Genomic DNA, 26727 nt, shown 5'->3' with positions numbered 1-26727 from the left:
CTATTGCCCGAGCAGAGGTGGCAGAATTTTGTCGAGACGCGCGACAAGCAATGCCCGGGTACCATCCCGCAACGCCGCGCTGCTCGCCGCGCCCGCCGCCGGTTCCGGAAACGCGGCGTTGTCGAGTTTGGTCAACGGGTTCTCAACCCCGAACCCGCTCGCAAGCGCCGCTCCGAGATCAATATTAATAGGCTGTTTGCGGATCGCGTAAGTTTGTCCGTCAAACATCGTCACCTGGACGTTGGCGAACAGACGGGTATGCCCGATCAGGCTGCCGATGCTCCGATTGTACACGCCGATGCCGCGCAGAGTTTGGTTGGTGCCCTCCAACTTGCCGGGAAACTTGGTAACGGTCATATAACTCTCGCAACCGGCGTTCGCCGTGATTTGCCGCACGATGGTGGTTAGCTCGCTCTCGGGATTTCGAAACAGCGCCGGCGCAGGATGGTCGTAAGGCCTAAACGCTTCCTTCGGGTACGCTATTCGCTTCACGCCTGTGCCGGAACCCGCGGCGGCGCGGACACGCGCGACCACGAGATCGTCCAAGCCCCAGGCTTCGATCGCTACATCCGCATACTCGATGTTGAATATCGTGAGGCCTATTTTCTGAACCGCGAACTGGTCACCGACCACCGGAATGACGCCGATTCGGCAAGGCCCGCTTGCTGTCGGCGCGGCCGGTTTCGCGCTGGTCTTGGCCTTCGCCGCAGGTTTCTTCGCGACAGGCTTGGGCGCGGAAGTTCCGGTGGACGCGGCTACTGGCGGCGCTGGCTGGGCTTGCGCCGATGCGGAAGCGATGAAACCGGACAGTACGAGTGCAGCGGCGAGGGCGCGGATCATGAAAACTCGGGACGGGAGATTGGCGTGCAGGGTTGCGTCTAACTAGAATGCACCGGGAGCATCCGCAAGTTGTTTCGCCGCGGCGTGTCTATCGTGCCGCACGTTCTGCGCGGACCGGACGGATGATCGGCGTTATCGGTTGCGGCCGGTGGCTTGCCGCCGCAACGAGGGTTTCACCTTGCGCTGTTCGCGCAAGGCATCGGCGGCGAGGCAGACCACTTCCGAGATTTGCTGCAGCTGTGCGGCCAGCGGGCTTGTCTTGCGCCAGACCATGCCGATGGTCCGCGACGGTTGCGGATTGCTGAACCGCGCGACCGAGACCGACGCCGAGCGGGTTTCCACCGTGACCGCCATTTCCGGAATCAGGGTGACGCCGATGCCGGCGCCGACCATCTGAACGAGCGTCGACAGCGAGCTTGCGTCCAGCACCTCGCGCGGCGGCGATTGCATGTTGCAGAACGACAGCGCCTGGTCGCGGAAACAATGTCCCTCTTCGAGCAGCAATAGCCGCATCTCGCGCAGCGTCTCGTGGCTCGGCACCGGCGTGCCCTCGTCCTCGCCTGGCCGCACCAGCAGGAAATTCTCGGAAAAGCACGCCACCTCGGTCAGCGATGGCTCCGATACCGGCAATGCCACGATCGCCGTATCGAGCCGGCCCTCGACCACCTCCTTGATCAGCTTCGGCGTCAGCGTCTCGCGCACGTGGATGTCGAGTTCCGGATGCATGCGCGCGAGGTTCTCGATCACTTTCGGCAAAAGGTAAGGCGCGATGGTCGGGATCATGCCGATGCGCAGCCGGCCGGCAAGCCGGTCCTGTGCCGCGCGTGCGAAGTCGCCGAGTTCATCGACCGAGCGCAGGATGTCGCGGACACGCTGGACGATCTCTTCGCCGAATTTCGTCAGCGTGATCTGTCGCGCGCTTCGTTCCAGCAGCGCGCCGCCGAGCGCTTGCTCCATTTCCTTGATTTGCATCGACAGGGCCGGCTGCGAGATCGAGCAGGCTTCCGCCGCGCGCCCGAAGTGGCCGTGACGGGCCAGCGCATCAAAATAACGAAGCTGTCTGAGCGTCATCTGAATCATCAGAATATCTTATCGGTTCGATCATTAAAATCAACTTCCCCTGATGGAAAGCGGCTCTTAGAGTGCTTCCAATCTGACAGGAAGCGGCCCTTAGGAGGCAATCATGGACGACAAAACAAAATGCCCGTTCTCGGGCGGAAAACGCGGACACGCGAACCGCGATTGGTGGCCGGACGCGCTGGACGTTTCGCTGCTCCACCGCAATTCCACTCTGTCCGATCCGATGGGCGAGGCGTTCGATTACGCCAAGGAGTTCAAGACCCTCGACCTCAATGCCGTGGTCAAGGACCTGACCGCGTTGATGACGGAATCGCAGGAGTGGTGGCCGGCCGATTTCGGTCACTATGGCGGTCTGATGATCCGCTTGGCGTGGCACAGCGCCGGCACCTACCGCATCACCGACGGCCGCGGCGGCGCCGGGGCTGGTCAGCAGCGCTTCGCGCCGCTGAACAGCTGGCCTGACAACGCCAACCTCGACAAGGCGCGCCGGCTGCTGTGGCCGATCAAGCAGAAATACGGCCGCAAGATCTCGTGGGCCGACCTGATGGTTCTCGCCGGCAACGTCGCGCTCGAATCGATGGGCTTCAAGACGTTCGGCTTCGCCGGTGGCCGCGTCGATGTCTGGGAGCCCGAAGAGCTGTTCTGGGGCCCCGAAGGCACCTGGCTGGGCGACGAACGTTACAGCGGCGAACGCGAACTCTCCGAGCCGCTCGGCGCCGTGCAGATGGGTCTCATCTACGTCAATCCGGAAGGCCCCAACGGCAACCCGGACCCGCTCGCAGCGGCGAAAGACATCCGCGAAACGTTCTTCCGCATGGCCATGAACGACGAAGAGACCGTTGCGCTGATTGCCGGCGGCCACACCTTCGGCAAGGCCCATGGTGCCGGCGATCCTTCGCTGGTCGGCTCGGACCCGGAAAGCGGCGCGCTCGAGGATCAGGGTTTGGGCTGGAAGAGCAAGCACGGCACCGGCATCGGCGCCGATGCCATCACCGGCGGTCCGGAAGTCACCTGGACGCAGCAGCCGACGCAGTGGAGCAATCTGTTCTTCAAGAACCTGTTCGAGAATGAATGGGAGCTGACCAAGAGCCCGGCCGGTGCCAAGCAGTGGAAGGCGAAGGGCGCGGAAGCGACGATCCCGGACGCCTTCGACAAGTCGAAGAAGCACGTGCCGATGATGCTGACCACCGACCTGTCGCTGCGCTTCGATCCCGCGTACGAGAAGATTTCGCGGCGCTTCCACGAAAACCCGGACCAGTTCGCCGATGCGTTCGCGCGTGCCTGGTTCAAGCTCACGCACCGCGACATGGGTCCGGTCGTGCGCTATCTCGGCCCGCTGGTGCCGAAGGAAACGCTGATCTGGCAGGACCCGATTCCGGCGGTGGATCATCCGCTGATCGGCGATGCTGATATCGCCGCGCTGAAGACCAAGATTCTCGGCTCGGGCCTGTCGGTGTCGCAGCTGGTTTCGACCGCATGGGCGTCGGCATCGACGTTCCGCGGCTCCGACAAGCGCGGCGGCGCCAATGGCGCGCGTATTCGTCTCAGCCCCCAGAAGGACTGGGAGGTCAACCAGCCCGCCGAGCTGAACACGGTGCTGCAGAAGCTGGAGGCGATCCAGAAAGACTTCGGCAAGAAGGTTTCGCTTGCCGACCTGATCGTTCTCGGCGGCTCCGCTGCGGTCGAGAAGGCCGCGAAGGACGCCGGCGTCGACGTCAAGGTGCCGTTCACGCCGGGGCGCATGGATGCATCGCAGGATCAAACCGACGTCGCTTCCTTTGCTCCGCTCGAACCGCGTGCCGATGGCTTCCGCAATTATGTCAACGGCAAGAAGCATCAGTTCCTGGGGCCGGTGGAAGCACTGATTGACCGCGCGCAATTGCTGCGGTTGACGGGACCCGAACTGACGGCGCTCGTCGGCGGCCTGCGCGTCCTCGGCGCGAATGCCGGCGGATCAAAGCACGGCGTCTTCACCAGCAAGGTGGGGATATTGACGAACGACTTCTTCGTCAATCTGCTCAGCATGAGCACGGAGTGGCAGCCGTCGGGCGATGCCTACGAGGGCCGCGATCGGAAGACCAAGGCGGTGAAGTGGACCGCTACCGGCGTCGACCTGATCTTCGGTTCGCATTCGCAGCTTCGCGCCTTCGCCGAGGTTTACGCGTGCGCGGACTCCAAAGAGAAGTTCGCCAAGGACTTCGCGGCGGCCTGGACCAAGGTGATGAACGCCGATCGTTTCTGATCACGTGAGCACTGGATGAACGCAACACTAACAAAAAAGGGCGGCTCACTGAGCCGCCCTTTTACTTTTGGAATGAACAGCGCGATCAAACGCCGAGCGTACCGGCCTTCGCCGCCGCATAGCGCTCCGCGACCTTGGCCCAGTTCACCGTGTTCCACCACGCCTTGAGATAATCGGCGCGGCGGTTCTGGTAGTTGAGATAATAGGCGTGCTCCCAGACGTCGTTGCCGAGCAGCGCGCGCTTGCCGTCCATGATCGGATTGTCCTGGTTCGGGCGGGTTTCAATCGCAAGCTTGCCGTCCTTGGCAACGGTCACGAACACCCAGCCGGAGCCGAACTGACGTCCGCCCGCGGCATTAAAGTCGTTCTGGAACTTCTCCAGGCCGCCGAGGTCCTTGTCGATCGCGGCCAGCACCTCGCCTTCCGGCTTGCCGCCGCCCGGGGCCATGATTTCCCAGAACATGGTGTGGTTGGCATGGCCGCCGAGATTGTTGCGCACACCGAATTTGATGTCGTCGTTCAGGGCGTTCAAATTGCCGAGGATGTCCGTCACCTTGCTGGTGCCGAGCTGCGCATTGGTCTTGGCGAGGGTGTTCAGATTGTTGACGTAAGCGGCATGATGCCGGCCATGGTGGATTTCCATGGTCTTGGCATCGATATGCGGCTCAAGCGCGTTGAAGGCGTAAGGGAGCGGCGGCAGCGTGAACGGACCTGCCGCGGCCGGGGCAGCCGCAGGTGCCGGTGCGGCGGCCTGGGCAAAGACGACACGCGGTGCCGCCGCGACGGCTACGAGGCCGGCGGCGGCGCTGAAAAAATGACGGCGCGAAAGTGCGGACATAAGTCTCTCCCTGCGTGACGAGCCTGCGGCTCGGTTCGGACGATCGTAACGGGTCCAGCTTCCAGCTGCGAAGTCAGCCCCATTCCGGTTTCATTTTAAATGGGTTCGGCGCTGCGGCGTAAGAGCGCACGATCACATCTGCGGCAAATAAAAAGGGCGGCTTTGCAGCCGCCCCCTTCAGATTTTCGATGTCGAGGCGCTTACTCGCCGGCCGCTTCGCGGGGCGCCGAGGCTTCCGCCGCCTTCTGCTTGGCTTCGAGGTCCTCGCCGGTCGCCTGATCGACCACCTTCATCGACAGCCGCGTCTTGCCGCGATCGTCGAAGCCGAGCAGCTTGACCTTGACCTTGTCGCCTTCCTTGACGACGTCGGAGGTCTTCTGCACCCGGGCCCCGGCGAGCTGGCTGATGTGGACGAGGCCGTCCTTGGCACCGAAGAAGTTCACGAACGCGCCGAACTCCATCACCTTGACCACGGTGCCTTCGTAGATCTGGCCGATCTCCGGATCGGAGGCGATCGACTTGATCCACTTGATCGCGGCCTTCATCGCCTCGCCGTCGTTGGAGGCGACCTTCACAGTGCCGTCGTCCTCGATGTTGACCTTGGCGCCGGTCTTTTCGACGATCTCGCGGATCACCTTGCCGCCGGTGCCGATCACTTCACGGATCTTGTCGGTCGGGATCTTGAAGGTCTCGATGCGCGGCGCGTACTCGCCGAGCTCGGCGCGCGCGTTGGTCAGCGCCTTCGACATTTCGCCGAGGATGTGGATACGCCCATCCTTGGCCTGGCCGAGTGCCACCTTCATGATCTCTTCGGTGATGCCCTCGATCTTGATGTCCATCTGCAGCGAGGTGATGCCCTGGTCGGTGCCGGCCACCTTGAAGTCCATGTCGCCGAGATGATCCTCGTCACCGAGAATGTCGGACAGGACCGCAAAGCGCGAACCTTCCAGGATCAGGCCCATCGCGATACCCGCGGTCGGCCGCTTCAGGGGAACGCCCGCATCCATCAGCGCCAGCGAGGCGCCGCAGACCGACGCCATCGACGACGATCCGTTGGATTCGGTGATCTCGGAAACCACGCGCACCGTGTAGGGGAATTCGTGGTGCGGCGGCAGGACCGGATGGATCGCGCGCCAAGCGAGCTTGCCGTGGCCGATTTCGCGGCGCTTGGTGCCGCCGAGGCGTCCGGTTTCACCGACCGAGTAGGGAGGGAAGTTGTAGTGCAGCAGGAACTGTTCCTTGTAGGTCCCTGACAGCGAGTCGATGTACTGCTCGTCCTCGCCGGTGCCGAGCGTGGTCACGACCATCGCCTGGGTTTCACCGCGGGTGAACAGCGCCGAACCGTGGGCGCGCGGCAGCACGCCGACTTCGGCGATGATGCTGCGCACGGTCTTGGAATCGCGGCCGTCGATGCGCTTGCCGGTGTCGAGGATGTTCCAGCGGACGATCTTGGATTCGAGTTCCTTGAACACGCCGGCGATGCGCAGCTTGTCGTATTGCGGCTCCTGCCCTTCCGGGAAGTAGTGAGCCATCATCTTTTCCTTGGCCTTGCCGACCGCCGCGTAGCGGTCCTGCTTGATCGGGATAGCGTAGGCCGAGCGCAGCTCCTGCTCGATCAGGCCGAGCATTTCCTTCTCGAGCGCGCTCTCGTCGACGACCTTGACTTCGCGCGGCTCTTTCGCGGCCTTCTCGGCGAGCTCGATGATCGCCTTGATCACCGGCTGGAAGTGCCGGTGTCCGAACATCACCGCGCCGAGCATGATGTCTTCGTTGAGTTCCTTGGCTTCCGATTCCACCATCAGCACGGCGTCGGCGGTGCCGGCGACGACCAGATCAAGCTGGGTCTCGAGCATTTCGTCGAGCGTCGGGTTGAGCACATATTCGTCGTTGGCGAAGCCGACGCGGGCCGCCCCGATCGGGCCCTTGAACGGCGCGCCCGAGATCGTCAGCGCCGCGGAGGCCGCGACCAGCGCCAGAATGTCGGGATCGTTCTCCATGTCATGCGACAGCACGGTGACGATGACCTGGGTTTCATTGCGCCAGCCGTCGACGAACAGCGGACGGATCGGACGGTCGATCAGGCGGGAGACCAGCGTCTCCTTTTCGGTCGGCCGGCCCTCGCGCTTGAAATAACCGCCGGGAATACGGCCCGCGGCATAGGTCTTTTCCTGGTAGTCGACGGTCAGCGGCAGGAAGTCGACGCCTTCGCGCGGGTTCTTGGCGGCGACGACCGTGGCGAGCACGATGGTCTCGCCATAGGTCGCGAGCACGGCGCCGTCGGCCTGACGGGCGATCTTTCCGGTTTCAAGCTTGAGGGGACGTCCACCCCAGTCGATCTCGACTGAATGAGCATTAAACATTTCGATTTCTTTCATGGTTTAGCGAAAGCAGGGACGCCTGAAACACAAAGACCATGCGCAAGATTGCGAGACACTGATCGCAACACGAGATCAGCATCCGGCGATCCTGCCATGGTCTTTATATTTCGGATGGCGTCCATCCTCTCGGTAGTCCGGGCACCTTGCCCTGCCCAGCGGCCGGATTGCTGCTGGACGTCTATTGGGCATGAGTTTCTTCATGCCCTTGCGCATGATCGTCTCCGAAAATCCGGAGTCCGGGTTTCTTCCGGAAGACCATACGAAAACGCGCGCAACAGGCGCGCGCGTACTCTGGGATCAACGACGAATGTTGTGCTTTTCGAGCAGCGCCTTGTAGCGCGCCTCGTCCTTCCGCTTGATGTAATCGAGCAGGGAACGGCGCGTGGCGACCATCTTCAAAAGACCCCGGCGCGAATGATTGTCCTTCACGTGGGATTTGAAGTGCCCGGTGAGGTTGTTGATGCGTTCCGAAAGGATCGCAACCTGAACCTCGGGCGAGCCGGTGTCGCCGGCCTTGTTGGCATTCGTCTTGATGACTTCCGCTTTGCGTTCGGCGGTAATCGACATCGTCAAACTTTCTCGTTGTTACGACCGGAACTGGCAGTCAGTCCGGTCAGGTTGAACACACGCTTGGGGATGAGTTCGCCATTGCCAATTTCGGCGAGGGCCAGAAGCCGGCCTGCCACCGTGACATAGACTGTGCCGCTACAATTGGGCGCATCCCGTCCGCGCAACAAAACGGCCTGGCCCCGGTGGAGCCTTGCCGCATCAGCCCGTGTGACGGCCAGTGCCGGGATGTCGTCCAGCGCGGTCTCAACGGGCAAAAGCGCGTCGGCGAGGCTGCCCTCGCCCGACGCGGCTCTATTACACAAAGCCTCCAACTGTTCCAGCGGAATCATGTCCGTTTCGCGGAATGGACCGACCAGGGTCCGCCGCAAGGCGCTGATATGGCCGAAACAGCCCAGAATCCGGCCGATATCGCGGGCCAGCGCCCGGACATAGGTTCCCTTGCCGCACTCGGCCTCGAACACGGATTGGCCGCTATCTGTATGTTCTACAAGGGTTAATTCGTGAATCTCGACCGGTCGCGGCTTCAATTCGACAGTTTCGCCGTCTCTGGCCAGATCATAGGCCCGTTCGCCCTGGACCTTGATCGCGGAATATTGCGGCGGGATCTGCTCGATCAGGCCGGTGAATTGCGGCAGCAGCGCCCGGATGGAATCGGCAGAAGGCCTGAGATCGCTGGTCCTGGTCGCCCGGCCCTCGGTGTCGTCGGTATCGCGTTCCTCGCCCCAGCTCACGGTGAAGCGGTAGCGCTTGCGGCCGTCCATCACGAACGGCACCGTCTTGGTGGCTTCGCCCAGCGCGATCGGCAAACCGCCGGAGGCGAGCGGGTCGAGGGTACCGGCATGGCCGGCGCGCTTGGCCTGGAACAGGCGCTTGAGCACCGCGACCGCGTGCGTCGAGGTCATGCCGATCGGCTTGTCGAGAATCACCCAGCCATGGACGTCGCGCTTGTCGCGGCGCGGCTGATTATTCTGCCGTTGCTGTTTGCCTTGATGCTTGTTCTGGCGCGGATCGTTATTGCCGCGCCGCGTATCGTCGCCGCGCCGGGAATCTTCGTTGCGCGTTTCGGTAAAAATATTTTTTTCGGCGTCATGCGATTCGGCATTTTGCGAATCGATGACGCTGTTTGCAGTGTTCACAACCATCACTTGTCGTCCGAATCGGGTGCGAGGTCTCTTTGCACCGCAGGTGTTCTCAGTAATTTCTCGATCCGTTCCGCTTCATCGAATCGTTCGTCGACGCGAAAGCGAAGATCAGGCGCAAACTTTAGGTTAACGCGGTGCGCGATCTCGCCGCGCAGGAATTTCTTGTGGCGCGCGAGCGCTGCGATCACGACATCGGTGTCGCGTCCGCCGAGCGGCATCACATAGACGGTTGCAAGCTTCAGGTCCGGTGACATGCGCACCTCCGGAACCGTGATGATGTGACCCTCGAGATCGGGGTCATGCACGCTACCTTGCGACAGAATATCGGCGACCGCATGGCGCACGGTTTCGCCGACGCGCAATTGGCGTTGCGAGCCGCCGGGGGCGGAACTCTTGCTGTGGTGGCGGGGCATGGCCGTCTCTCAAAAACAAATCCGTCATGGCCGGGCTAATCCCGGCCATCTACGTCTTTCTTGCTGCTGAATTCTCTGGGACGTGGATGCCCGGAACACTAATGCGAAGACGCGCTTCGCGCTTTTGTCCGGGCATGACGTCGAACTAGTACAATGTCTTCCGACGAAGCCGTAAGGTTCAGACTTACAGGCTCCGCTGGATGGTCTCCACGCGGTAACACTCGATAACGTCGCCGGCGCGCATGTCACCGTAATTCTCGAACGCCATGCCGCATTCCTGGCCGGACTGCACTTCCTTCACTTCGTCCTTGAAGCGCTTCAGTGTCGAGAGCTTGCCTTCATGCACAACCACGTTGTCGCGAATGAGGCGTACATTGGCGCCGCGTTCCACGGTGCCGTCGGTGACGCGGCAGCCGGCGACCTTGCCGACCTTGGAAATGTTGAACACTTCCAGGATCTGCGCATTGCCCAGCATGGTTTCGCGCAGCGTCGGAGCGAGCAGGCCGGACATCGCCTTTTTGATGTCGTCGACCAGATCGTAGATGATGTTGTAATAGCGGATCTCGATGCCGTTGCGCTTGGCGGCGGCCGCCGCTTCCTTGTTGGCGCGAACCGAGAAGCCGATGATGGCGGCGTTGAAACCTTCCGCCAGCGTCACGTCCGATTCGGAGATGCCGCCGACGCCCGCATGCAGGATGCGCGCGGCAACTTCGTCGGTGCCGAGCTTTTCCAGCGATCCCAAGATGGCTTCGAGCGAACCTTGCACGTCGGCCTTGATGATCAGCGGGAATTCCTTGCGGCCCGACGTCTTGAGCTGCGACATCATCTGTTCGAGCGAACCGCGCATGCCGGAAATCGAGGCAGCCGCGTTTTCGCGCTTCTGGTGGGCGCGATAGCTCGTGACCTGGCGGGCGCGGGCTTCGTTCTCGACCACCGCGAGGCGGTCGCCGGCTTCCGGCGGACCGTTGAAGCCGAGCACCTCGACCGGCACCGAAGGTCCGGCCTCGTCGATGTTCACGCCCTGATCGTTGATAAGGGCGCGGACGCGGCCCATTTCGGCGCCGGCCACGATGATGTCGCCGATGCGCAGGGTTCCGCGCTGCACCAGCACGGTCGCAACCGGACCCCGGCCGCGATCGAGCCTGGCTTCGATCACGGTACCTTCGGCGGGACGTTCCGCGTTGGTCTTGAGGTCGAGTAGTTCGGCCTGCAGCGCGATCATTTCCAGCAGCTTGTCGAGATTGGTCTTGTTCTTGGCTGATACCTCGACGTCGACGACGTCGCCGCCGAACGACTCGACCTGAACCTCGTGCTGCAACAGCTCGGTGCGCACGCGCTCCGGCTTGGCGTCGGGCTTGTCGATCTTGTTGATCGCGATGATCATTGGAACCTTCGCCGCCTTGGCGTGGTTGATCGCCTCGATGGTCTGCGGCATGACGCCGTCATCGGCCGCCACCACCAGGATCACGATATCGGTGACCTTGGCGCCGCGCGCACGCATCGCGGTGAACGCGGCGTGGCCGGGCGTATCGATGAAGGTGATCTTCTTGCCGCTTTCCGGTGAAGTCACCTGATAGGCGCCGATATGCTGGGTGATGCCGCCGGCTTCGCCCGAAACCACGTTGGCATGGCGGAGCGCGTCGAGCAGCGAGGTCTTGCCGTGATCGACATGGCCCATCACGGTCACGACCGGCGAACGCGGTTCGGTGTCGGTGGAATCGTCGACGATGTCGAACAGACCCTCTTCGACGTCGGACGCGGCCACGCGCTTGACGGTATGGCCCAGTTCCTCGGCGATCAGCTGCGCGGTGTCGGCGTCGATCACGTCGGTGATCTTGTGCATCGCGCCCTGCTTCATCAGCAGGCGGATGACGTCGACCGCGCGTTCCGACATGCGGTTGGCGAGTTCCTGGATGTTGATCGCTTCCGGGATCACCACTTCGCGGATGATCTTTTCCTTCGGCTCGTTCGAGGCGTGTCCCTTCAGGCGCTGGGTGCGGCGGCGGAACGAGGCGATCGAACGCTCGCGCACATTGTCGGCGTCCAGGGCGGTGACCAGCGTCAGGCGGCCGCGTTCCTTTTGCGGTCCGGGCTTGTGGGTCGTCTTCGGCGGCACGGCGGGGCGCATGGCGCCGCCGGGGCCACGGCGGATCTGGCGCGGACCTTCATCCTCATCGGAGGCGTCGGCGGCAACGCCCGGCGCGCGCGCGGGCGGCACTGCCGAGGCCGTCGGCCGGGCCGCGGGGCGCGCGGTGGTGGTGGTAGTGGTGGTGCCGGGTGCTGCGGTTGTTGCGGCCTTGGCTTCGGCCTCGCCAAAACGCTTCTTGGCTTCGAGTTCGGCCTTGCGCTTGGCTTCTTCTTCCAGGCGGTGACGTTCTTCCTCGGCCTTGCGGCGCGCTTCGGCGGCTTCGCGTTCGGCCTGCTCGATGCCTTCCTTGCTGCTGCGGCGCTTGGCTTCTTCTTCCGCCAGCCGACGTTCCTCGATGTCACGGACCTTGGCATCGGCCAGCGCGCTGGCGCGGGCGGAACGTTCATCCTCGGTCAGCGTGCGCAACACCACGCCGGAGCCGGCGCGGGGCGCGGCTGGCGCTGAGGGGCGGCTTGGCGCTTTGGCGACGACCGGCGCCGGCTTGGCGACCACAGGTTCGGGCGCATGGGTTTCGCCGGCGGGCGCGTCGCCACCGAGGCGGCGCTTGCCGCGCTTCTCGACCACGACCTGCTTGGTCCGGCCATGGCTGAAGCTCTGGCGTACGGTGCCCGTCTCGACGCGCGGCTTGAGCGTCAAGGTCTTGGTCGGGACACTCAAAGTCTTGTCGCCAGGCGTTTTGGTATCAACCATTCAGCAGTCCTAATCTTGTTGCGTAGTGCGCATTCGCACAGTCGTTAAAGCACATCTTGTTAGTCAGAATTTCTGGCCGCTTCCTTCGGTCTTGTCGTCATCGGCCATCCGGTATCGGACCAGGATCTGGCAGCGCGACAGGAACGTCTTGCTCGCCGGGCCCGCGAGCAGGGCAGCATGTATCACATTTGCCCGCCCCAGTGCCAAATCCAATTCTCCCGACGTCAGAACATTGACGATCGGAAATCTGGTCGAAAACTCCTCCGATTCATCCGCATTTCCGCGCTTTTGCCGCACGATCGCGTCCAATTTGCGGATTCCGTCGGCCGCACCGTCGGAAGCGTGGATCAGGGCCTGGGCCGCCCCCTCTCGGAGCGCGCCCTCGACCTTGCTGAAACCGGAGACGATCTGGCCGGCCTTGGCGACCATCGCCAGCGCCTCGGTCGCGCTGCGAACCAGCAAAGCCTCGGTGTCGGCGGGGAGGGTCGCGGCGGCCCGGATGTCGCGCTTGAAACCCCTGCTGAATTGGTTACGCCGCACCGCTTCCGCAACGGTCCGGCGCGATGCCGAGACCCACAGGCCGCGGCCGGGGAGCTTGCGCTTCAGATCCGGAACGACCTCGCCCTGGGGCGAGACCACGAATCGGATCAGTTCGTCGATCGGGCGCACCTCACGGGTGACCGCGCACATCCGCATCGTCGCGGACCTGTCGGTCCGCGGTCCGTTGTCGAGATCGGGGTCAGCCATGGCGAGCATGCGCGGGGCATCTCCTTACGCCGTCTGGTCTTCGGTGGCTTCCGCCGCCTCGGACTGCTTGGCAAGGTCGGCCTCGGTGATCCAGCCGGCGATGACGCGGGCCTGCATGATCATGCGCTCGGCATCGTCGCGCGAGATTTCGTTGGCGTCGAGAATGCCGGGGAACTTGGTCGGCTCGGCGCCTTCCTTGCGCTCGGTCCAGCCAACCAGATCGTCGGTGGCGCAACCGGCCAGATCCTCGACCGACTTGATGTCATTCTCGCCGAACTTGACCAGCATCTTCGAGGTCACGCCGGGTACTGTCTTCAAAGCGTCATCCACACCGAGTTCCTTGCGTTTGTTTTCCAGCTCGGTCTCGAGCTGCTCCAGATATTCTTTTGCACGGCTCTGCAGTTCGTTGGCGGTCTCCTCGTCGAAGCCCTCGATGCCGGCGAGCTCCTTGACGTCGACCAGCGCGAGTTCCTCGACCGAGGTGAAGCCTTCCGATGCCAGCAACTGGCCGACCACTTCGTCGACATTCAGCGCTTCCATGAACACCCGCGTCGAGTTCTCGAAATCGGCCTGACGGCGCTCCGATTCTTCCTGCTCGGTGAGGATGTCGATGTCCCAGCCGGTGAGCTGCGAAGCGAGCCGCACATTCTGTCCGCGGCGACCGATCGCCAGCGACAGCTGGTTGTTGGTGTCGGGCACCACGACCTCGATACGCTCGCGGTCTTCGTCGATCACGACCTTGGCGACTTCGGCGGGCGCCAGCGCGTTGACGACGAAGGTCGCGATATCGGGCGACCACGGAATGATGTCGATCTTCTCGCCCTGCAGTTCGTTCACCACCGCCTGCACGCGCGAACCGCGCATACCGACGCAGGCGCCGACCGGATCGACCGAGGAATCCCGCGAAATAACGCCGATTTTGGCGCGCGAACCGGGATCGCGGGCGACCGCCTTGATCTCGACGATACCGTCATAGATTTCCGGCACTTCCTGCGCGAACAGTTTTGCCATGAACTGCGGATGGGTGCGGGACAGGAAGATCTGCGGCCCGCGGGTTTCTCGGCGGACGTCGAAGATATAGGCGCGGACGCGGTCGCCGTTGCGGAACACTTCGCGCGGCAGCATCTCGTCACGGCGCACGATGGCTTCACCGCGGCCGAGATCGACGATCACGCTGCCATATTCGACGCGCTTGACGATACCGTTGACGATGTCGCCGATGCGGTCCTTGAATTCCTGATACTGCCGGTCGCGCTCGGCCTCGCGCACCTTCTGCACGATCACCTGCTTGGCGGATTGCGCGGCGATGCGGCCATATTCCAGCGGCGGCAGGGTGTCGGCGATGGTGTCGCCGACCTGGGCGCCCGGATTGGCGCGCTGCGCATCGGCCAGCGAAATCTGGTTCGACGAATTCTCCACCACGTCGACGACCAGCATGTGGCGCGACAGCCGGAGCTCGCCCTTCTTGGCGTCGATCTCGGCGTGAACATCGGTCTCGCTGCCGTAGCGGGCGCGGGCCGCTTTCGCGATGGCGTCTTCCATCGCCGCGATCACGATGCCGCGGTCGATCGACTTTTCGCGGGCAACCGCATCTGCGATCTGCAGCAGTTCGAGTTTATTGGCGCTGACAGCTGCCATGGCTCAGTCTCCTTCGGTGGGATCGAATTCGCCGCCGGGCAAACCTTGCGCGGCGAGGCGATGTTTCTTGGTATTCTTCGGTAACGGCTTCTTCAGCGGCTTGTTGAGTGTCTTGGGCTTCGGCTTGTTGCTCTTGGCCGGATCGCTTTTTTTGGCGTGCGGCGGCGGTGGTGGCTCAAGCCCGAGATTCTGCCGCAGCTCGCGCTCGGCGGCCTTGCCGCGCCGCATCGATTCCGCGATCAGCTCGTCGGTGAGAACCAGACGGGCGTCGGCGATGTCTTCCATGACCAGCAGCACGTCGGCATCTTCGTTCGCGCGGATGTCATCGCGATGAAGCCGCACCGCGTCGCCCTCGACGCTCTGCAGCGTACCACGAAAGCGCTTGCGGCCCTGATAGGCGAGCGCCATCTCGATCTTCACGAGATGACCGACATAGCGTTCGAAGTCCGAACGGCGCACCAGCGGACGATCGATGCCGGGCGATGAGATCTCCAGCCGGTAGGCGCGCTCGATCGGATCGGCGACGTCGAGCACCGGCGACAATGCCCGCGAAATCGCCTCGCAATCCTCGATCTGCATGGTGCCGTCGGGCCGTTCGGCCATGATCTGGACCGTGCAGCCGGCCTCGCCGGAAATCTTGATCCGCACCAGCCGGTAGCCCATGCCCTGCAATACCGGCCCTGCTACGGCGGAAACCCGCGCGGCGACGCCCGGCTCGACCACGAGCCGCGGCTCGGCGAGCAGGTCAAGATCCTCTGAAACAGCAGTTGGCTCGGTCATGTCCAGGGTCAAAAGCGTCTTTACTTACATGAGGTTAGGCCGGGTCTAACCCGGATCCGGCCGGTTCCCTGAACCGTGCCGTGAGGCCCTTCTGGGCTGGGCTCGTTCAGGTAATAAAAAAGAGCGGGTCCCGAAGGGCCCACTCTCAATACGCGATCGTATGAGAACCATAAGTTGCGGCGGATATAGCGGTTTTCCCGCAATCCGGCAAGGCCTTGCACGCCCCGTTAAGGGAGATTTTGAGTCCTGTCCGAGCGGGCCAAAGCCTAACCCTTCATTCACGAACGGTACCTAGATTGCCGAAAACCAGGCCAATTCGGCCGGTTTGGATAGGTTTATGACGCCAGCGACAACGCTGATCCCAGGACTGGACGACATCGTCAGGGGCGGCGATCCCAAGCGCCGCGCCGATGCGGCGCGCCGGATCAGTGAATTATTCCTGCAGGGGGCTGCCAATTTCGGCGCCGATCACGTCGATCTGTTCGACGGCGTATTGAGCAGCCTGGTCCCCCATGCCGACCTTGCCGCGCGAGCCGAGCTCGCCGAGCGGCTGTCGCTGCTTGTCAACGCGCCGCGCGGGCTGGTCGGGCAGCTCGCCCATGAGGACGAAATTGCCATCGCGGGCCCGCTGCTGCGCCGCTCGCCTGTCATCGACGAACAGATCTTGGTCGAAATCGCTGGCGTGAAGGGGCAGGGCCATCTGCTGGCGATGTCGGATCGGCCGACGCTCTCTCCTGATCTTACCGATGTCATCGTGCGCCGCGGCGACCGTGATGTCGTCAGGCGCACGGCGGGCAATGCCGGCGCGGCGTTCTCGTCGGACGGCTATTCGACCTTGATCAAGCGCGCCGGCCAGGACGGCGTGCTGACGCTCAAGATCGGCCAGCGCGACGATCTCTCCAGCGAACAACTGAAAGACCTTCTGGCCGGAACGATCGATGTGGTCCGCCGCCGCCTGTTCACAGTCGTCAAGCCAGCGCGGCAAGTGGCGATCAAGCGGGCGATCAACGAAATCTCCGGCGCTGTCGAACGAACAGACAGCGGCCGCGACTTCGAGGCGGCACAGCGCACGATCCTCGCGCTGCACCGCGATGGTCAGCTGGTTGAAAGCGCGCTGCTCAACTTCGCCAAGGCAAACAAATACGAGGAATCCGTCGCCGCGCTGGCGGCGATGACCGGCGTGAAGATCGCAACCCTCGACCGGCTGATTGCCGGCGACCGCTACGATCCGATCCTGATCGCCGGCAAGGCGGTAGGCCTCGAATGGGCCACCGTGCGCGCTTTGATCCTGCTCCGGCTGGGTCCGAACCGGACGCCGTCGCCGGCCGATATCGAAAGCGCGCGCATGAATTTCGCGCGCCTGATGCCCACGACCGCCGAGCGCGTCGTCGGCTTCTGGAAAACCCGCCCGACGGTTTGAGTCGCGACCGTCGTTCCGGGGCGATGCGTAGCATCGAACCCGGAACCTCGAGATTCCGGGTTCGCGCTTTGCGCGCCCCGGAATGAGGGCTGAAAGAATTATCCCACCCGCCGAAACCGCAGATACGCCGCAACACGTCCCTCACGCTCGGCCTTCCGGCCGTAGCGCGTCATGGTGTAACCGGCCCACGGCTCGCGCCAGTCGATGGCGCGTTCCGCCATCCAGGAAAAATCCGGCGAACGCAGCAGATGCGCCAGCGTCCACGCGCAATAATCGTCGATGTCGCTGACGAAACGAAATTCAGCCCCGGGCTTGAGGATGCGGGCCATCGCGGCCACCGTGGCATCCTGCACGAAGCGCCGCTTCCAGTGCCGGCGCTTCGGCCAGGGATCGGGATGGATCAGATCGATCCGCGCCATCGATCGCGGCGGCGCCCATGCCAGCAATTCGGCGGCGTCGCCGGCGTAGAGCCGGATATTGCCGATGTTGTGGGCTTCAATCTGCGTCAGGATTTTCGCCATGCCGTTGACATAGGGCTCGCAGCCGATGAATCCGATATCGGGAAAGGCCTGCGCTTCGGCGATCAGATGTTCGCCGCCGCCAAATCCGATTTCCAGCCTGACGGCATCAGGCTTCGACTCGAAGATGTCGGTGAGACCCGCAGGCGCGGGCATGCTGATATCGAGCGCCAGATGCGGCAGCAGATTGTCGATCAGGTCGGCCTGATGGATGCGCAGCTTGTGGCCCTTGCGGCGGCCGAAGAACGAGCCGTGCGCATGCGCGGCGGCGCCGTCATCCGGCGGCGCGTCGTGATCGCCGATGTCGCGGGGTGAGACCGTCATCGCAGCGTCTGGTACAGCCGGTGCAGCAGCCGCGCCCTCGGTTCGATCGAGGAGATGTACATCTGCTCGTAATGCGTATGCGCGCCCTTGCCGTCGACCCCGAGGCCGTCGAGCGTCGCCGTGTGGGGCGCGGTGAAATTGCCGTCGCTGCCGCCGCCGGTGAAGGTGTCGACGAGATCGAAACCGATTTCGGCCGCCAGCGTTTTGGCGTGCTCATAAAGCGCCGCACCGGCGTTGCTCTTTTCGTAAGGCGGGCGATTCAGTTCGCCGGTGACGGTGATGCTGACGCCCTCGGTGCGTGATTTCAGGCCGAGGATCTTCGGCACCAGCTCGTCGGATTCGGCAATGCCGGGCACGCGCATGTCGACCTCGGCATAGGCCTCCTCCGCGATCACGTTCGGCTTGGTGCCGCCCCTGACGACGCCGACATTGACGGACACGCCACGCTTGAGGTCGTTCATCGCCTCCAGCGTCTGAATGACGTTGCCGAGTTCGCGGATCGCGCTGCGGCCGTCCTCTGGCCGCGTGCCGGCATGCGACGGCACGCCCTTGATGAAGACTTCGAAGCGCGCGACGCCCTTGCGTCCGGTGACGATTTTGCCGCCGTCGCGGGCGGGCTCGGTCACCAGCACATACTTGGCCTTGCGCCCCTCGGCCTCGATCAGTGCGCGCGACGTCGGGCTGCCGATTTCTTCATCGGAGACGAACATCTGGGTGATGCCGAGCGGCGGTCGCGCGCTGTCGGCACAAATCTGGCGAAAGGCATGGTAGGCGAGATAGGCGCCGCCCTTCATGTCATAAATGCCGGGACCGAAGGCGCTGTCGCCCTCGATCTTGAACGGCAGCCGCTCGATGAATCCCAGCGGATGCACGGTATCGAGATGGCTCAGCACCAGGATGCCCGGCGCGTCCTGCCCCCATGACGAACGCGCGACCAGATGATCGCCGCATCCGTCTTTTCCTGCGATCCGCTCAACGGTCGCGGGCAGGTCGCGGTAGCCATCAGTGACGAGGTCGGCGAGCTTGTTGACCTGTGCGGGCACCTCGGTCGGCGTCTCGATTTCGACCCAGCGGCGGATGCCGTCGAGGATCGAACTGGGATCAAACGGATTGGCGGTGGTTCCGGTCATCAGCGCTTTGCCTTCATGGAATTCGGCTAGAGCTTCGGTTCTGATTGGATCAGAACCGAAACTCTAGATTCTTGCTTTGACGCGTTTTCTACCGCAGATAAGTCTACGCAATCTGCGTAAACTTGATTGCTTTGCGAACTGTTCCCACTTCGCTCAAAAACGCTCCAATGTCATGCGCTCGCGCCGGCGGGCGCGTCAATCGGAACATCCGGTTATGGCAGCTGATATCAGCGCTGGTCGGGGCCTTCGCGCGCGGCGATCTGTTCGACCAGTTCGACGATACTGCGGCGCATTTTGGCGTCGGTAATGCGCGTGAACGCCCGCGTCAGCGCCAGGCCTTCGGAGGTGGCGAGAAAGTCGGAAACGTAGGCGGGCGAACCGGATTCGCTGAAGCCGTCGGCATTGACGGCACCGCTCGGCCCGCCGTCGAACAAAAACGATACCGGCACCTGCAAGATTTCCGAGATCCGCTGCAGGCGGCTGGCGCCGACCCGGTTGGTGCCCTTTTCGTATTTCTGAACCTGCTGGAAGGTGAGGCCCAATGCCTCGCCGAGTTTTTCCTGGCTCATGCCCAGCATGATGCGTCGCATGCGAACGCGGCTGCCGACATATTTGTCAACAGGGTCTGGCGCTTTGGTGGACATCTCCAACACTCCTGGGATTACGCGCCGGGGAATGAGGCATAAGCGGACTATGCCTCAGGCGCCGGTACCGTCAAATCCTGCTCGGAGGATCGGGTTGAACTGCGGACAATTTGAGCAATGAACTGACTGGTTCTTGTTTTTGGTTGCGGAACCCAGAATGCGAATTGCGCGGTCGGTCTGTCAACTAGTTAGTGGATTGGAGCGGGCCGCTTTTTTTCGCGACAGCAACAACCAGCAACATGCAAGTCTCAGGACTTTCGCCGTGCAAAGCGGCGCCGGATGACCAGCAGCAACGCAACAGCCAGAATCATGCCCGTTGGAATGTCTCTAACACGGGCATAAATCGTCGGCGGCAAAGCCGATGGCAGGTTGGCATCCAGGACGCCTTCGATGCCGAGACCAAGTCGTGCGACAATACGCCCCGACGGGTCGATCACGGCTGAAATGCCTGTATTTGCTGCACGAACAACGGGCAGGCCTTCCTCGACGGCGCGCATGCGCATCTGCTGCAGATGCTGATAGGGGCCGGTCGAAATTCCGAACCAGCCGTCATTGGTGACGTTGATGATCCAGCCCGGGCGATCGTCGCGTGTCGTTATATCGCCGGGAAATATTGCCTCGTAGCAGATCAGGGGCAGCGCCCGCGGCGCGTTCGGGATGTCCATGGCGCGGCGGCTGGTGCCCGGAATGAAGCCGCCCTGGACTCTCGTTAGCTGCACGAAGCCGAGTTTTTCCATCCAATCCTGAAACGGCAGATATTCGCCGAAAGGCACCAGATGCAGCTTGTCATAAACCGACAGCACGCTGCCGTCGTGGTCGATCGCATATATCGAGTTGTAGGCGCGCGTGATTCGCACGCCGGGCGGGAGGTCGGGCGCGCGCACCGAGCCGGTGATCAGCACGGTACCCCTCGGCAGCAGGTCGGCGATCTGCGCCATCGCATCGGCTTCGCGGGTCAAAAAGAACGGGAACGCCGATTCCGGCCAGATCAAAATCTGTGCATCGCTCACGCCGGTCGATTGCGGCCCCGAAGCCCGGTCGGACAGTGTCAGATATTTCTGCATCACCTCCGCCTTGGCGGCGTAATTGAATTTGACGTCCTGCTGCAGATTGGGCTGCATGATGCGCAGCTTGACCTTTGCCAGCACGGTCGGCTGCATCGACAGCCTGACGGCGCCGAACACGGCCATGACCGCGAGCAAGCCGAGCGCCGCCACCGGCGCGAGCCAGGGTTTTCGCCCCCGCGAGGTGCCATCGATCAGGACCGCCGGGCTTGCGAAGATCGCCACCGTGAGGAACGTCATCCCCCACAGCCCGATCAGCGATGCCGTCTGGGCCAGCGCCAGCGGCTCCGACAGCGCGTAGCCGAACGAATTCCAGGGAAATCCCGACAGCAGGTGGCCGCGCAGCCACTCTGTTATCGTCAGGCTGATCGCGAGCGCGAGCAGGCGCGAAGCGTCGCGGGTCCAGAGCAGGCGCGCCAGCGCAAAGCCTGCCGCGGTGAACAGCGCGAGATAGGCCGGCAGGCCCAGCACGGCGAACGGCATCAGCCAGGCGAACGTTGGCGCATCGACCAGGAAGGCGTACCCGATCCAGTAAAGTCCAACGACGAAATAGCCGAGTCCGAACCAGAAGCCCGACATCGCCGCCGCCGGCACGCCGCGCCATCGCCCCGCACCGGCGCCGTCGATCAGCCAGACCGCGACCGGAAAGGTCAGGAACAGCACCGGCCATGCATTGAACGGCGCCATCGCCAGTGCCGACAATGCGCCGGCCACCAGCGCAAGAACGGCGCGCTTCCATCCCCAGGCCAGGATGATCGCAAGACCGGCGGCGCGCAGTTTGCTGGCGGGAATCACTGCGAGCCGGCTCCATCGCTGGACGATGGCGGCGCGTTGTCATTGGCCTGCGGCGCATTGGTGTCGGGCGCAGCTTCACGGCGGCGGCTTTCGCGCTGCGTGCGGGGGGCGGGCCGTTCCTTGCGAACCGCAATGCGCAGCCGCTTGACCCGTCGCGGATCGGCGTCGAGCACTTCGATCTCGTAAGTGCCGGGCCCTGAAATGACCTCGCCGCGTACCGGCAGGCGGCCGACCTGCGACACCAGATAGCCGCCAAGGGTTGCGACCTCTTCGCCGGCCTCGCCGGTGATGAAGTCCTCGCCGATCACCGAACGGGCGTCCTCGAGGCTGGCACGGGCATCGGCGATGAATGAATTATCCGCCTGCCGCACGATCGCCGGCGGCTCGTCGCTGTCATGCTCGTCGTCGATTTCGCCGACGATCTGCTCGACGATGTCCTCGATCGACACCAGCCCGTCGGTGCCGCCATATTCGTCGACCACCAGCGCCAGATGGATGCGCGAGGCCTGCATCTGCGCCAGAAGGTCGATCGCCCGCATCGACGGCGGCACGTAGAGCAGCTTGCGGATGATGTTGGCGTCCGCCAGCGGTTGCGCCAGGTCGACCGCGCGCAGATCGAGGCCCGCGGGGAAAGGTTTCTTGCGCTTCGCCTTGGTGGTGTCACCGACCCGCGCCTTCGCGGTCATGAACGCCAGGAGGTCGCGGATGTGCACGATGCCCTCGGGGTCGTCGAGGGTCTCGTTGTAGACGACGAGGCGCGAATGCGCCGCGCTCTCGAACAGGCTCATCAATTCGCCGAGCGGGATGTCGCGCTTGACCGCGACGATGTCGGCGCGATGCACCATCACGTCGGCGATGCGCCGTTCGTGCAGCCCGAGGATATTGCGCAACATGGTGCGCTCGATGGCGGAAAAGCCGACCTCGTCCGGCGTCGAGGCATCGAGCACGACCTGCAGATCGGCGCGGACCGATCCCGGCTTCCAGCCGAACAGCGTGCGGATCGCGCGGGTCAGCCAGTTCTCCGCTGTCGGGCGCAGCACCTCGCCTTCCTGCACCACGGCCGGAAGGTTGGACGTGTTGCGCGGATTGTCGTGGGTAGGGTCGGAGTCCGGCATGTCAGTCCATCCGCTCCCGGTCCGCATGGGGATCGCGATCCGCATACGGATCCGGAATGCCGAGCTGCGCGAGGATCTCCTGCTCGAGACCCTCCATGGCTTCGGCGTCGTCGTCTTTTTCGTGATCGTAGCCGATCAGATGCAGGAACCCGTGCACCGCAAGATGGCTGAGATGGTGATCGAACGGTTTTTGTTCGTCGTCGGCCTCTTTGCGCGTCGTCTCATAGGCGATGGCGATATCGCCGAGCATGCGCGGTGCATCGTCGGGCGTTCCCGCACCGGTCGGCTGCAACGCCGGAAACGATAGCACATTGGTCGGCTTGTCGATGCCGCGCCAATTGCTGTTCAGGGTTCGAATCCCGGAATCGTCGGTCAGCATGACTGCCAGTTCCGCTTCGCCGACATCGGCATCGGCGATTTCGGCGGCGGCGTTGATGGCGCGATGGATCACCGCCTCGGCGTCGGGCTCGGTCTGCCAGCAATCGGCGACCACGAGGACTTCGGTTACGGGGTGGACGGAAGACAATTTCGTTCCAGGGTTTTGCAGTCCAGCATTTAGGTTGCGGCCCGGGCCCGCCTGCTGCGGGCCCAAAGCCAAAGGTCTGGCCATCAGGATCTGCCGGTCGCCGGTTTTTGCGGCAAGCCCTCATAGGCGGCGACGATCCGCGCCACCAGTTCATGGCGGATGACGTCTTCGGCGGTGAACTTCACCTGCGCGATCCCCTCGACGCCGTCGAGCAGCTTGACGGCCTCGGCAAGTCCCGAGGTCTGGCCATTCGGCAGGTCGACCTGCGAGGGATCGCCGGTGATGATCATGCGGCTGTTCTCGCCAAGCCGGGTCAAAAACATCTTCATCTGCATCGAGGTGGTGTTCTGCGCCTCGTCCAGGATGATGACGGCGTTGGTCAGCGTGCGGCCGCGCATGAAGGCGAGCGGCGCGATCTCGATTTCGCCGCCCTGCAGCGCGCGCTCGACGACGCGCGCATCCATCAGATCATACAGCGCGTCGTAGATCGGCCGCAGATAGGGATCGACTTTTTCGCGGAGGTCGCCGGGCAGGAAGCCGAGCCGTTCGCCGGCTTCGACCGCGGGTCGCGTCAGGATGATGCGATCGACTTCCTTGCGCTCGAACAATTGCGCGGCATGCGCCACCGCAAGCCAGGTCTTGCCGGTGCCGGCCGGGCCGACGCCGAACACCATCTCGCTGCGCTTCAGTGCGCGGATGTAGGAATCCTGCGCGGCGGTGCGCGCCCGCACCGGGCGCTTGCGCAGATTGATGGTCTCGAACGCGGTCTTGGCGGCCTTGGGGTCGAATTCGAACAGCGATCCCTGCGCGATCACGGCACGGATGGCGCCTTCGACGTCGCCCTGCGCCAGATCCTGTCCCTGCACCGCCTGGGCGTAGAGCGTCTCGAGGACGCGCCGCGCCGCGTCGCAGCCGTCGCGCGATCCGGCGATGGTGATGTGATTGCCGCGCGAATCCACGACGACGCCGAGCCGGCGTTCGATCAGCGCGAGATTCTGCCCGTAAGGGCCGACCAGCGCGGAAGCGGCGCGATTGTCGTCGAAGTCGATGACGACTTGGGTTTCGGGCGGAATTTGCATGTCGCGATCAAATTTGCGGCTGGGAGCAAGCGAAGGTGAATCCGATGCGCTTTTGGGCAAGGGTTCAGGCTCCCGTTGTTATTCGAGAAGAATCGGTCATGGGTGAAAGCGTCGATAAAGAGGGTCGCGCGGAGGGTGCTGCGAGTTCGCCGAGCAGGCTGTAGCGCTCCAGGCTGTCGATGGAGACCGGCAGCACTTTTCCGATGATATCCGGTGATGCCATCACATGCGCGGGCTGCAGATAGGCGGTGCGGCCGACGATCTGGCCGGGGTTACGGGCCGCGCGTTCGAACAGCACATCGACAGTCTTGCCAATCATGGCCTTGTTGAAGGCCGATTGCTGGCTGTCGATCAATTCCTGAAGCCGCCCCAATCGCTCGTCCATTTCTGCCGCTGACACCGTCTCCTGCATGTCCGCCGCCGGCGTGCCGGGCCGCGGCGAATATTTGAACGAATAAGCCCCAGCGTATCCGATTTGCGTGACAAGCGCGAGGGTGGCGGCAAATTCTCCCTCGGTTTCGCCGGGGAAGCCGACGATAAAATCCGATGAAAATGCAATATCTTGGCGGCTCTCGCGAAATCGGTCGATGACGCGGCGGTAATCATCGGCGGTATGCTTCCGGTTCATGGCAGCCAGAATGCGGTCGGAGCCGGATTGTACCGGCAGATGCACGAACGGCATCAGTTCGGGCAGGTCGCGATGCGCTTCCAGAAGCGAATCATCGACGTCGCGGGGATGGCTGGTCGAATAACGCAGGCGCACGATACCGGGGATTTCGGCGAGACGAGTGAGCAGCCTGCCAAGCGGCCAGGTCCGTCCGTCCGGACCTTCGCCGTGATAGGCGTTGACGTTCTGCCCGATCAGCGTGATCTCGCGCACGCCATTGTCGGCGAGCCGCATCACGTCGTCGATGATTTTTGCAACTGGCCGGGAGACTTCCGCACCACGCGTGTAAGGCACCACGCAGAAGGTGCAGAACTTGTCGCAGCCTTCCTGCACGGTGACAAACGACGAGATGCCGCGCGCGCGGATCGCCGCGGGCTTCGGCGGCGGCAGAAAGCCGAACTTGTCCTCGACCGGGAATTCGGTCTCCAGCGCGCGGCCATGGCTTTTGGCGCGGGCGAGTAGCTGCGGCAGATGATGATAGCTCTGCGGGCCGACCACGACGTCCACGGTCGGCGCGCGGCGGATGATCTCCTCGCCCTCGGCCTGCGCGACGCAGCCGGCGACCGCGATGCGCATCTCGCGTCCCTGGCGCGCGGCTTCATCCTTGGCGACGCGCAAGCGCCCGAGTTCGGAGTAGACCTTTTCGGAAGCCTTCTCGCGGATATGGCAGGTGTTGAGGATGACGAGATCCGCATCCTCGGCGCTGTCGGTCTCGACAAAGCCTTCGCCCGCCAGCGTGTCCACCATGCGCTGCGCATCGTAGACGTTCATCTGGCAGCCATATGACTTGATATGCAGCTTGCGCGGCGGCTTCATGGAACCTGAATGCTGGGTTGGTCGGCGCCCATGCGGCGCCCGGTCTGGGGGTCAATTATAGCCTAAATGGCCGAAAATCCAGCTTATTAGCCCCGTCATTCCGGGGCGATGCGACAGCATCGAGCCCGGAATCTCGAGATTCCGGGTTCGTGCTTCGCACGCCCCGGAATGACGGTGTTGAATACTCCGAATGTGGCCTAATCGGCCCCAATCCGCGCAATTAGATCGGGCAATTGCCGCATATCGTCGAAAGTGACCGCGGCGCCTGCGGCGCGCAGCGTATCTGCGGTGTCCGGACGGCAATGGCTGCCGCCGTGAAACCCGAGCACGATCATCCCGGCGGCCCCGCCCCCGGTGACGCCGGCCACGCTGTCCTCGATCACGAGGCATCGCGCCGGCGGGACTTTCATCTGCCCCGCCGCGAGCAAAAACAGATCCGGTGCCGGCTTGCCGTTGCGCACCTGCGATCCCGAAAAAATATGCGGGGCAAAGCGCTCGTACAGTTTCACCCGTGACAGGCTCGTGAAAATCTTTTCGTGCACGGCACTGGAGGCGACGCATTTGCGCAGGTCGATGGCGTCGAGCGTCTCGTGAAGATGCGGAATTGGTTCAACCGCCTCCGCGAGCGCTGCAAACAATGTCGTTTGCCGTTCATGCTCGTACGTTTCGGCCAACGGCCGCCCGAGTTCCCGCTCGACTTCGGTGGTTGCATCGAGCGATGTGCGTCCGAGAAATCGCTGACGCACCTGCTCGGCGGTGATCGGATAGCCGTGACGCGTCAGCACCTCGGCATGAACGCGGCACGAGATCACCTCGCTGTCGACCAGCACGCCGTCGCAATCGAAAATGATGAGATCGAAATTGGCGTTCAACGTTTGCACGCGGCCTCATCCTTGGCGATTCGTGGAACCTGAATGCGGGGTTGGTCGGCGCCCATGCGGCGCCCGGTCTGGGGGGGGCAATTATAGCCTAAATGGCCGAAAATCCAGCTTATTAGCCCCGTCATTCCGGGGCGATGCGACAGCATCGAGCCCGGAATCTCGAGATTCCGGGTTCGTGCTTCGCACGCCCCGGAATGACGGTGTTGAATACTCCGAATGTGGCCTAATCGGCCCCAATCCG

Annotated in this window: 22 protein-coding genes; 2 read left to right on the top strand and 20 right to left on the bottom strand. The window is 63.3% G+C overall.

Annotated elements, in window-relative coordinates; genetic code table 11:
- The gene (locus tag JQ629_RS15460; protein ID WP_212413422.1) at positions 1-840 is read right to left on the bottom strand and encodes a hypothetical protein; all 840 of its coding nucleotides are present in this window, start codon (positions 838-840) and stop codon (positions 1-3) included.
- Between the two features lie 132 nt (positions 841-972).
- A complete protein-coding gene (locus JQ629_RS15455; RefSeq protein ID WP_212413421.1) occupies positions 973-1920 on the bottom strand; it encodes a LysR substrate-binding domain-containing protein in 948 nt (315 codons plus the stop codon).
- Positions 1921-2023: 103 nt separating this feature from the next.
- Here JQ629_RS15455 and katG point away from each other — a divergent pair, with 103 nt between their 5' ends.
- Positions 2024-4162 (top strand): catalase/peroxidase HPI, encoded by a 2139-nt coding sequence (gene katG, locus JQ629_RS15450; protein WP_212413420.1) that lies wholly within the window; start codon positions 2024-2026, stop codon positions 4160-4162.
- A gap of 85 nt (positions 4163-4247) precedes the next feature.
- Here the strand turns inward: katG and JQ629_RS15445 are convergent, their stop codons facing one another.
- The 9 genes from JQ629_RS15445 to rimP form a co-directional block, all read right to left on the bottom strand.
- Positions 4248-5000: a superoxide dismutase gene (locus tag JQ629_RS15445; RefSeq protein ID WP_212413419.1), complete on the bottom strand. Its 753-nt coding sequence runs from the start codon at positions 4998-5000 to the stop codon at positions 4248-4250.
- A gap of 200 nt (positions 5001-5200) precedes the next feature.
- Entirely contained in the window at positions 5201-7360 is a 2160-nt protein-coding gene (gene pnp / locus JQ629_RS15440) for a polyribonucleotide nucleotidyltransferase (protein ID WP_212413418.1), read from the bottom strand.
- Positions 7361-7675: 315 nt separating this feature from the next.
- The gene (gene rpsO, locus JQ629_RS15435) at positions 7676-7945 is read right to left on the bottom strand and encodes a 30S ribosomal protein S15 (protein ID WP_074272228.1); all 270 of its coding nucleotides are present in this window, start codon (positions 7943-7945) and stop codon (positions 7676-7678) included.
- Positions 7946-7947: 2 nt separating this feature from the next.
- On the bottom strand, positions 7948-9090 hold the full coding sequence (gene truB, locus JQ629_RS15430) for a tRNA pseudouridine(55) synthase TruB (RefSeq protein ID WP_212413504.1): 1143 nt from the start codon (positions 9088-9090) through the stop codon (positions 7948-7950).
- Positions 9090-9503, bottom strand: a complete 414-nt coding sequence (gene rbfA / locus JQ629_RS15425; RefSeq protein WP_212386321.1) for a 30S ribosome-binding factor RbfA — start codon at positions 9501-9503, stop codon at positions 9090-9092. Before rbfA ends, truB begins: the two co-directional genes overlap by 1 nt.
- 184 nt (positions 9504-9687) lie before the next feature.
- On the bottom strand, positions 9688-12342 hold the full coding sequence (gene infB, locus JQ629_RS15420) for a translation initiation factor IF-2 (protein WP_212413417.1): 2655 nt from the start codon (positions 12340-12342) through the stop codon (positions 9688-9690).
- A 63-nt stretch (positions 12343-12405) separates the two neighbouring features.
- A complete protein-coding gene (locus JQ629_RS15415) occupies positions 12406-13098 on the bottom strand; it encodes an RNA-binding protein (RefSeq protein WP_212413416.1) in 693 nt (230 codons plus the stop codon).
- A gap of 15 nt (positions 13099-13113) precedes the next feature.
- A complete protein-coding gene (nusA, locus tag JQ629_RS15410) occupies positions 13114-14727 on the bottom strand; it encodes a transcription termination factor NusA (RefSeq protein ID WP_192736271.1) in 1614 nt (537 codons plus the stop codon).
- Positions 14728-14730: 3 nt separating this feature from the next.
- A complete protein-coding gene (gene rimP / locus JQ629_RS15405; protein ID WP_212413415.1) occupies positions 14731-15507 on the bottom strand; it encodes a ribosome maturation factor RimP in 777 nt (258 codons plus the stop codon).
- Positions 15508-15844: 337 nt separating this feature from the next.
- Between rimP and JQ629_RS15400 the strand changes: the two genes are divergently transcribed.
- Positions 15845-16927: a DUF2336 domain-containing protein gene (locus tag JQ629_RS15400; protein ID WP_212413414.1), complete on the top strand. Its 1083-nt coding sequence runs from the start codon at positions 15845-15847 to the stop codon at positions 16925-16927.
- A 98-nt stretch (positions 16928-17025) separates the two neighbouring features.
- Here the strand turns inward: JQ629_RS15400 and JQ629_RS15395 are convergent, their stop codons facing one another.
- The 9 genes from JQ629_RS15395 to JQ629_RS15355 form a co-directional block, all read right to left on the bottom strand.
- Positions 17026-17769, bottom strand: coding sequence for a tRNA (guanine(46)-N(7))-methyltransferase TrmB (locus JQ629_RS15395; protein WP_212413413.1), 744 nt, complete (start codon positions 17767-17769; stop codon positions 17026-17028).
- Positions 17766-18899 carry a M20 family metallopeptidase gene (locus JQ629_RS15390; protein WP_212413412.1) on the bottom strand — a complete coding sequence of 378 codons (1134 nt, stop codon included), beginning with the start codon at positions 18897-18899 and terminating at the stop codon, positions 17766-17768. The genes JQ629_RS15395 and JQ629_RS15390 overlap by 4 nt, the downstream gene beginning before the upstream one ends.
- Before the next feature lie 227 nt (positions 18900-19126).
- Positions 19127-19543 (bottom strand): helix-turn-helix domain-containing protein, encoded by a 417-nt coding sequence (locus tag JQ629_RS15385; RefSeq protein ID WP_212264030.1) that lies wholly within the window; start codon positions 19541-19543, stop codon positions 19127-19129.
- Positions 19544-19791: 248 nt separating this feature from the next.
- The gene (lnt, locus tag JQ629_RS15380) at positions 19792-21402 is read right to left on the bottom strand and encodes an apolipoprotein N-acyltransferase (RefSeq protein WP_212413411.1); all 1611 of its coding nucleotides are present in this window, start codon (positions 21400-21402) and stop codon (positions 19792-19794) included.
- Entirely contained in the window at positions 21399-22517 is a 1119-nt protein-coding gene (locus tag JQ629_RS15375; protein ID WP_249133319.1) for a hemolysin family protein, read from the bottom strand. Before JQ629_RS15375 ends, lnt begins: the two co-directional genes overlap by 4 nt.
- 1 nt (position 22518) lies before the next feature.
- Entirely contained in the window at positions 22519-23043 is a 525-nt protein-coding gene (ybeY, locus tag JQ629_RS15370) for an rRNA maturation RNase YbeY (protein ID WP_249133323.1), read from the bottom strand.
- 83 nt (positions 23044-23126) lie between these two features.
- Positions 23127-24182 carry a PhoH family protein gene (locus JQ629_RS15365; protein WP_212264026.1) on the bottom strand — a complete coding sequence of 352 codons (1056 nt, stop codon included), beginning with the start codon at positions 24180-24182 and terminating at the stop codon, positions 23127-23129.
- A gap of 4 nt (positions 24183-24186) precedes the next feature.
- Positions 24187-25605 carry a tRNA (N6-isopentenyl adenosine(37)-C2)-methylthiotransferase MiaB gene (gene miaB / locus JQ629_RS15360; RefSeq protein WP_212413409.1) on the bottom strand — a complete coding sequence of 473 codons (1419 nt, stop codon included), beginning with the start codon at positions 25603-25605 and terminating at the stop codon, positions 24187-24189.
- A 197-nt stretch (positions 25606-25802) separates the two neighbouring features.
- Positions 25803-26486: an HAD-IA family hydrolase gene (locus JQ629_RS15355; RefSeq protein ID WP_349631273.1), complete on the bottom strand. Its 684-nt coding sequence runs from the start codon at positions 26484-26486 to the stop codon at positions 25803-25805.
- Positions 26487-26727 lie beyond the last annotated feature (241 nt).

Origin of the sequence: Bradyrhizobium sp. AUGA SZCCT0222 (assembly GCF_018130205.1) — a bacterium.
Lineage (GTDB): Bacteria > Pseudomonadota > Alphaproteobacteria > Rhizobiales > Xanthobacteraceae > Bradyrhizobium.
This window is presented reverse-complemented; position numbering and strand designations above follow the sequence as displayed.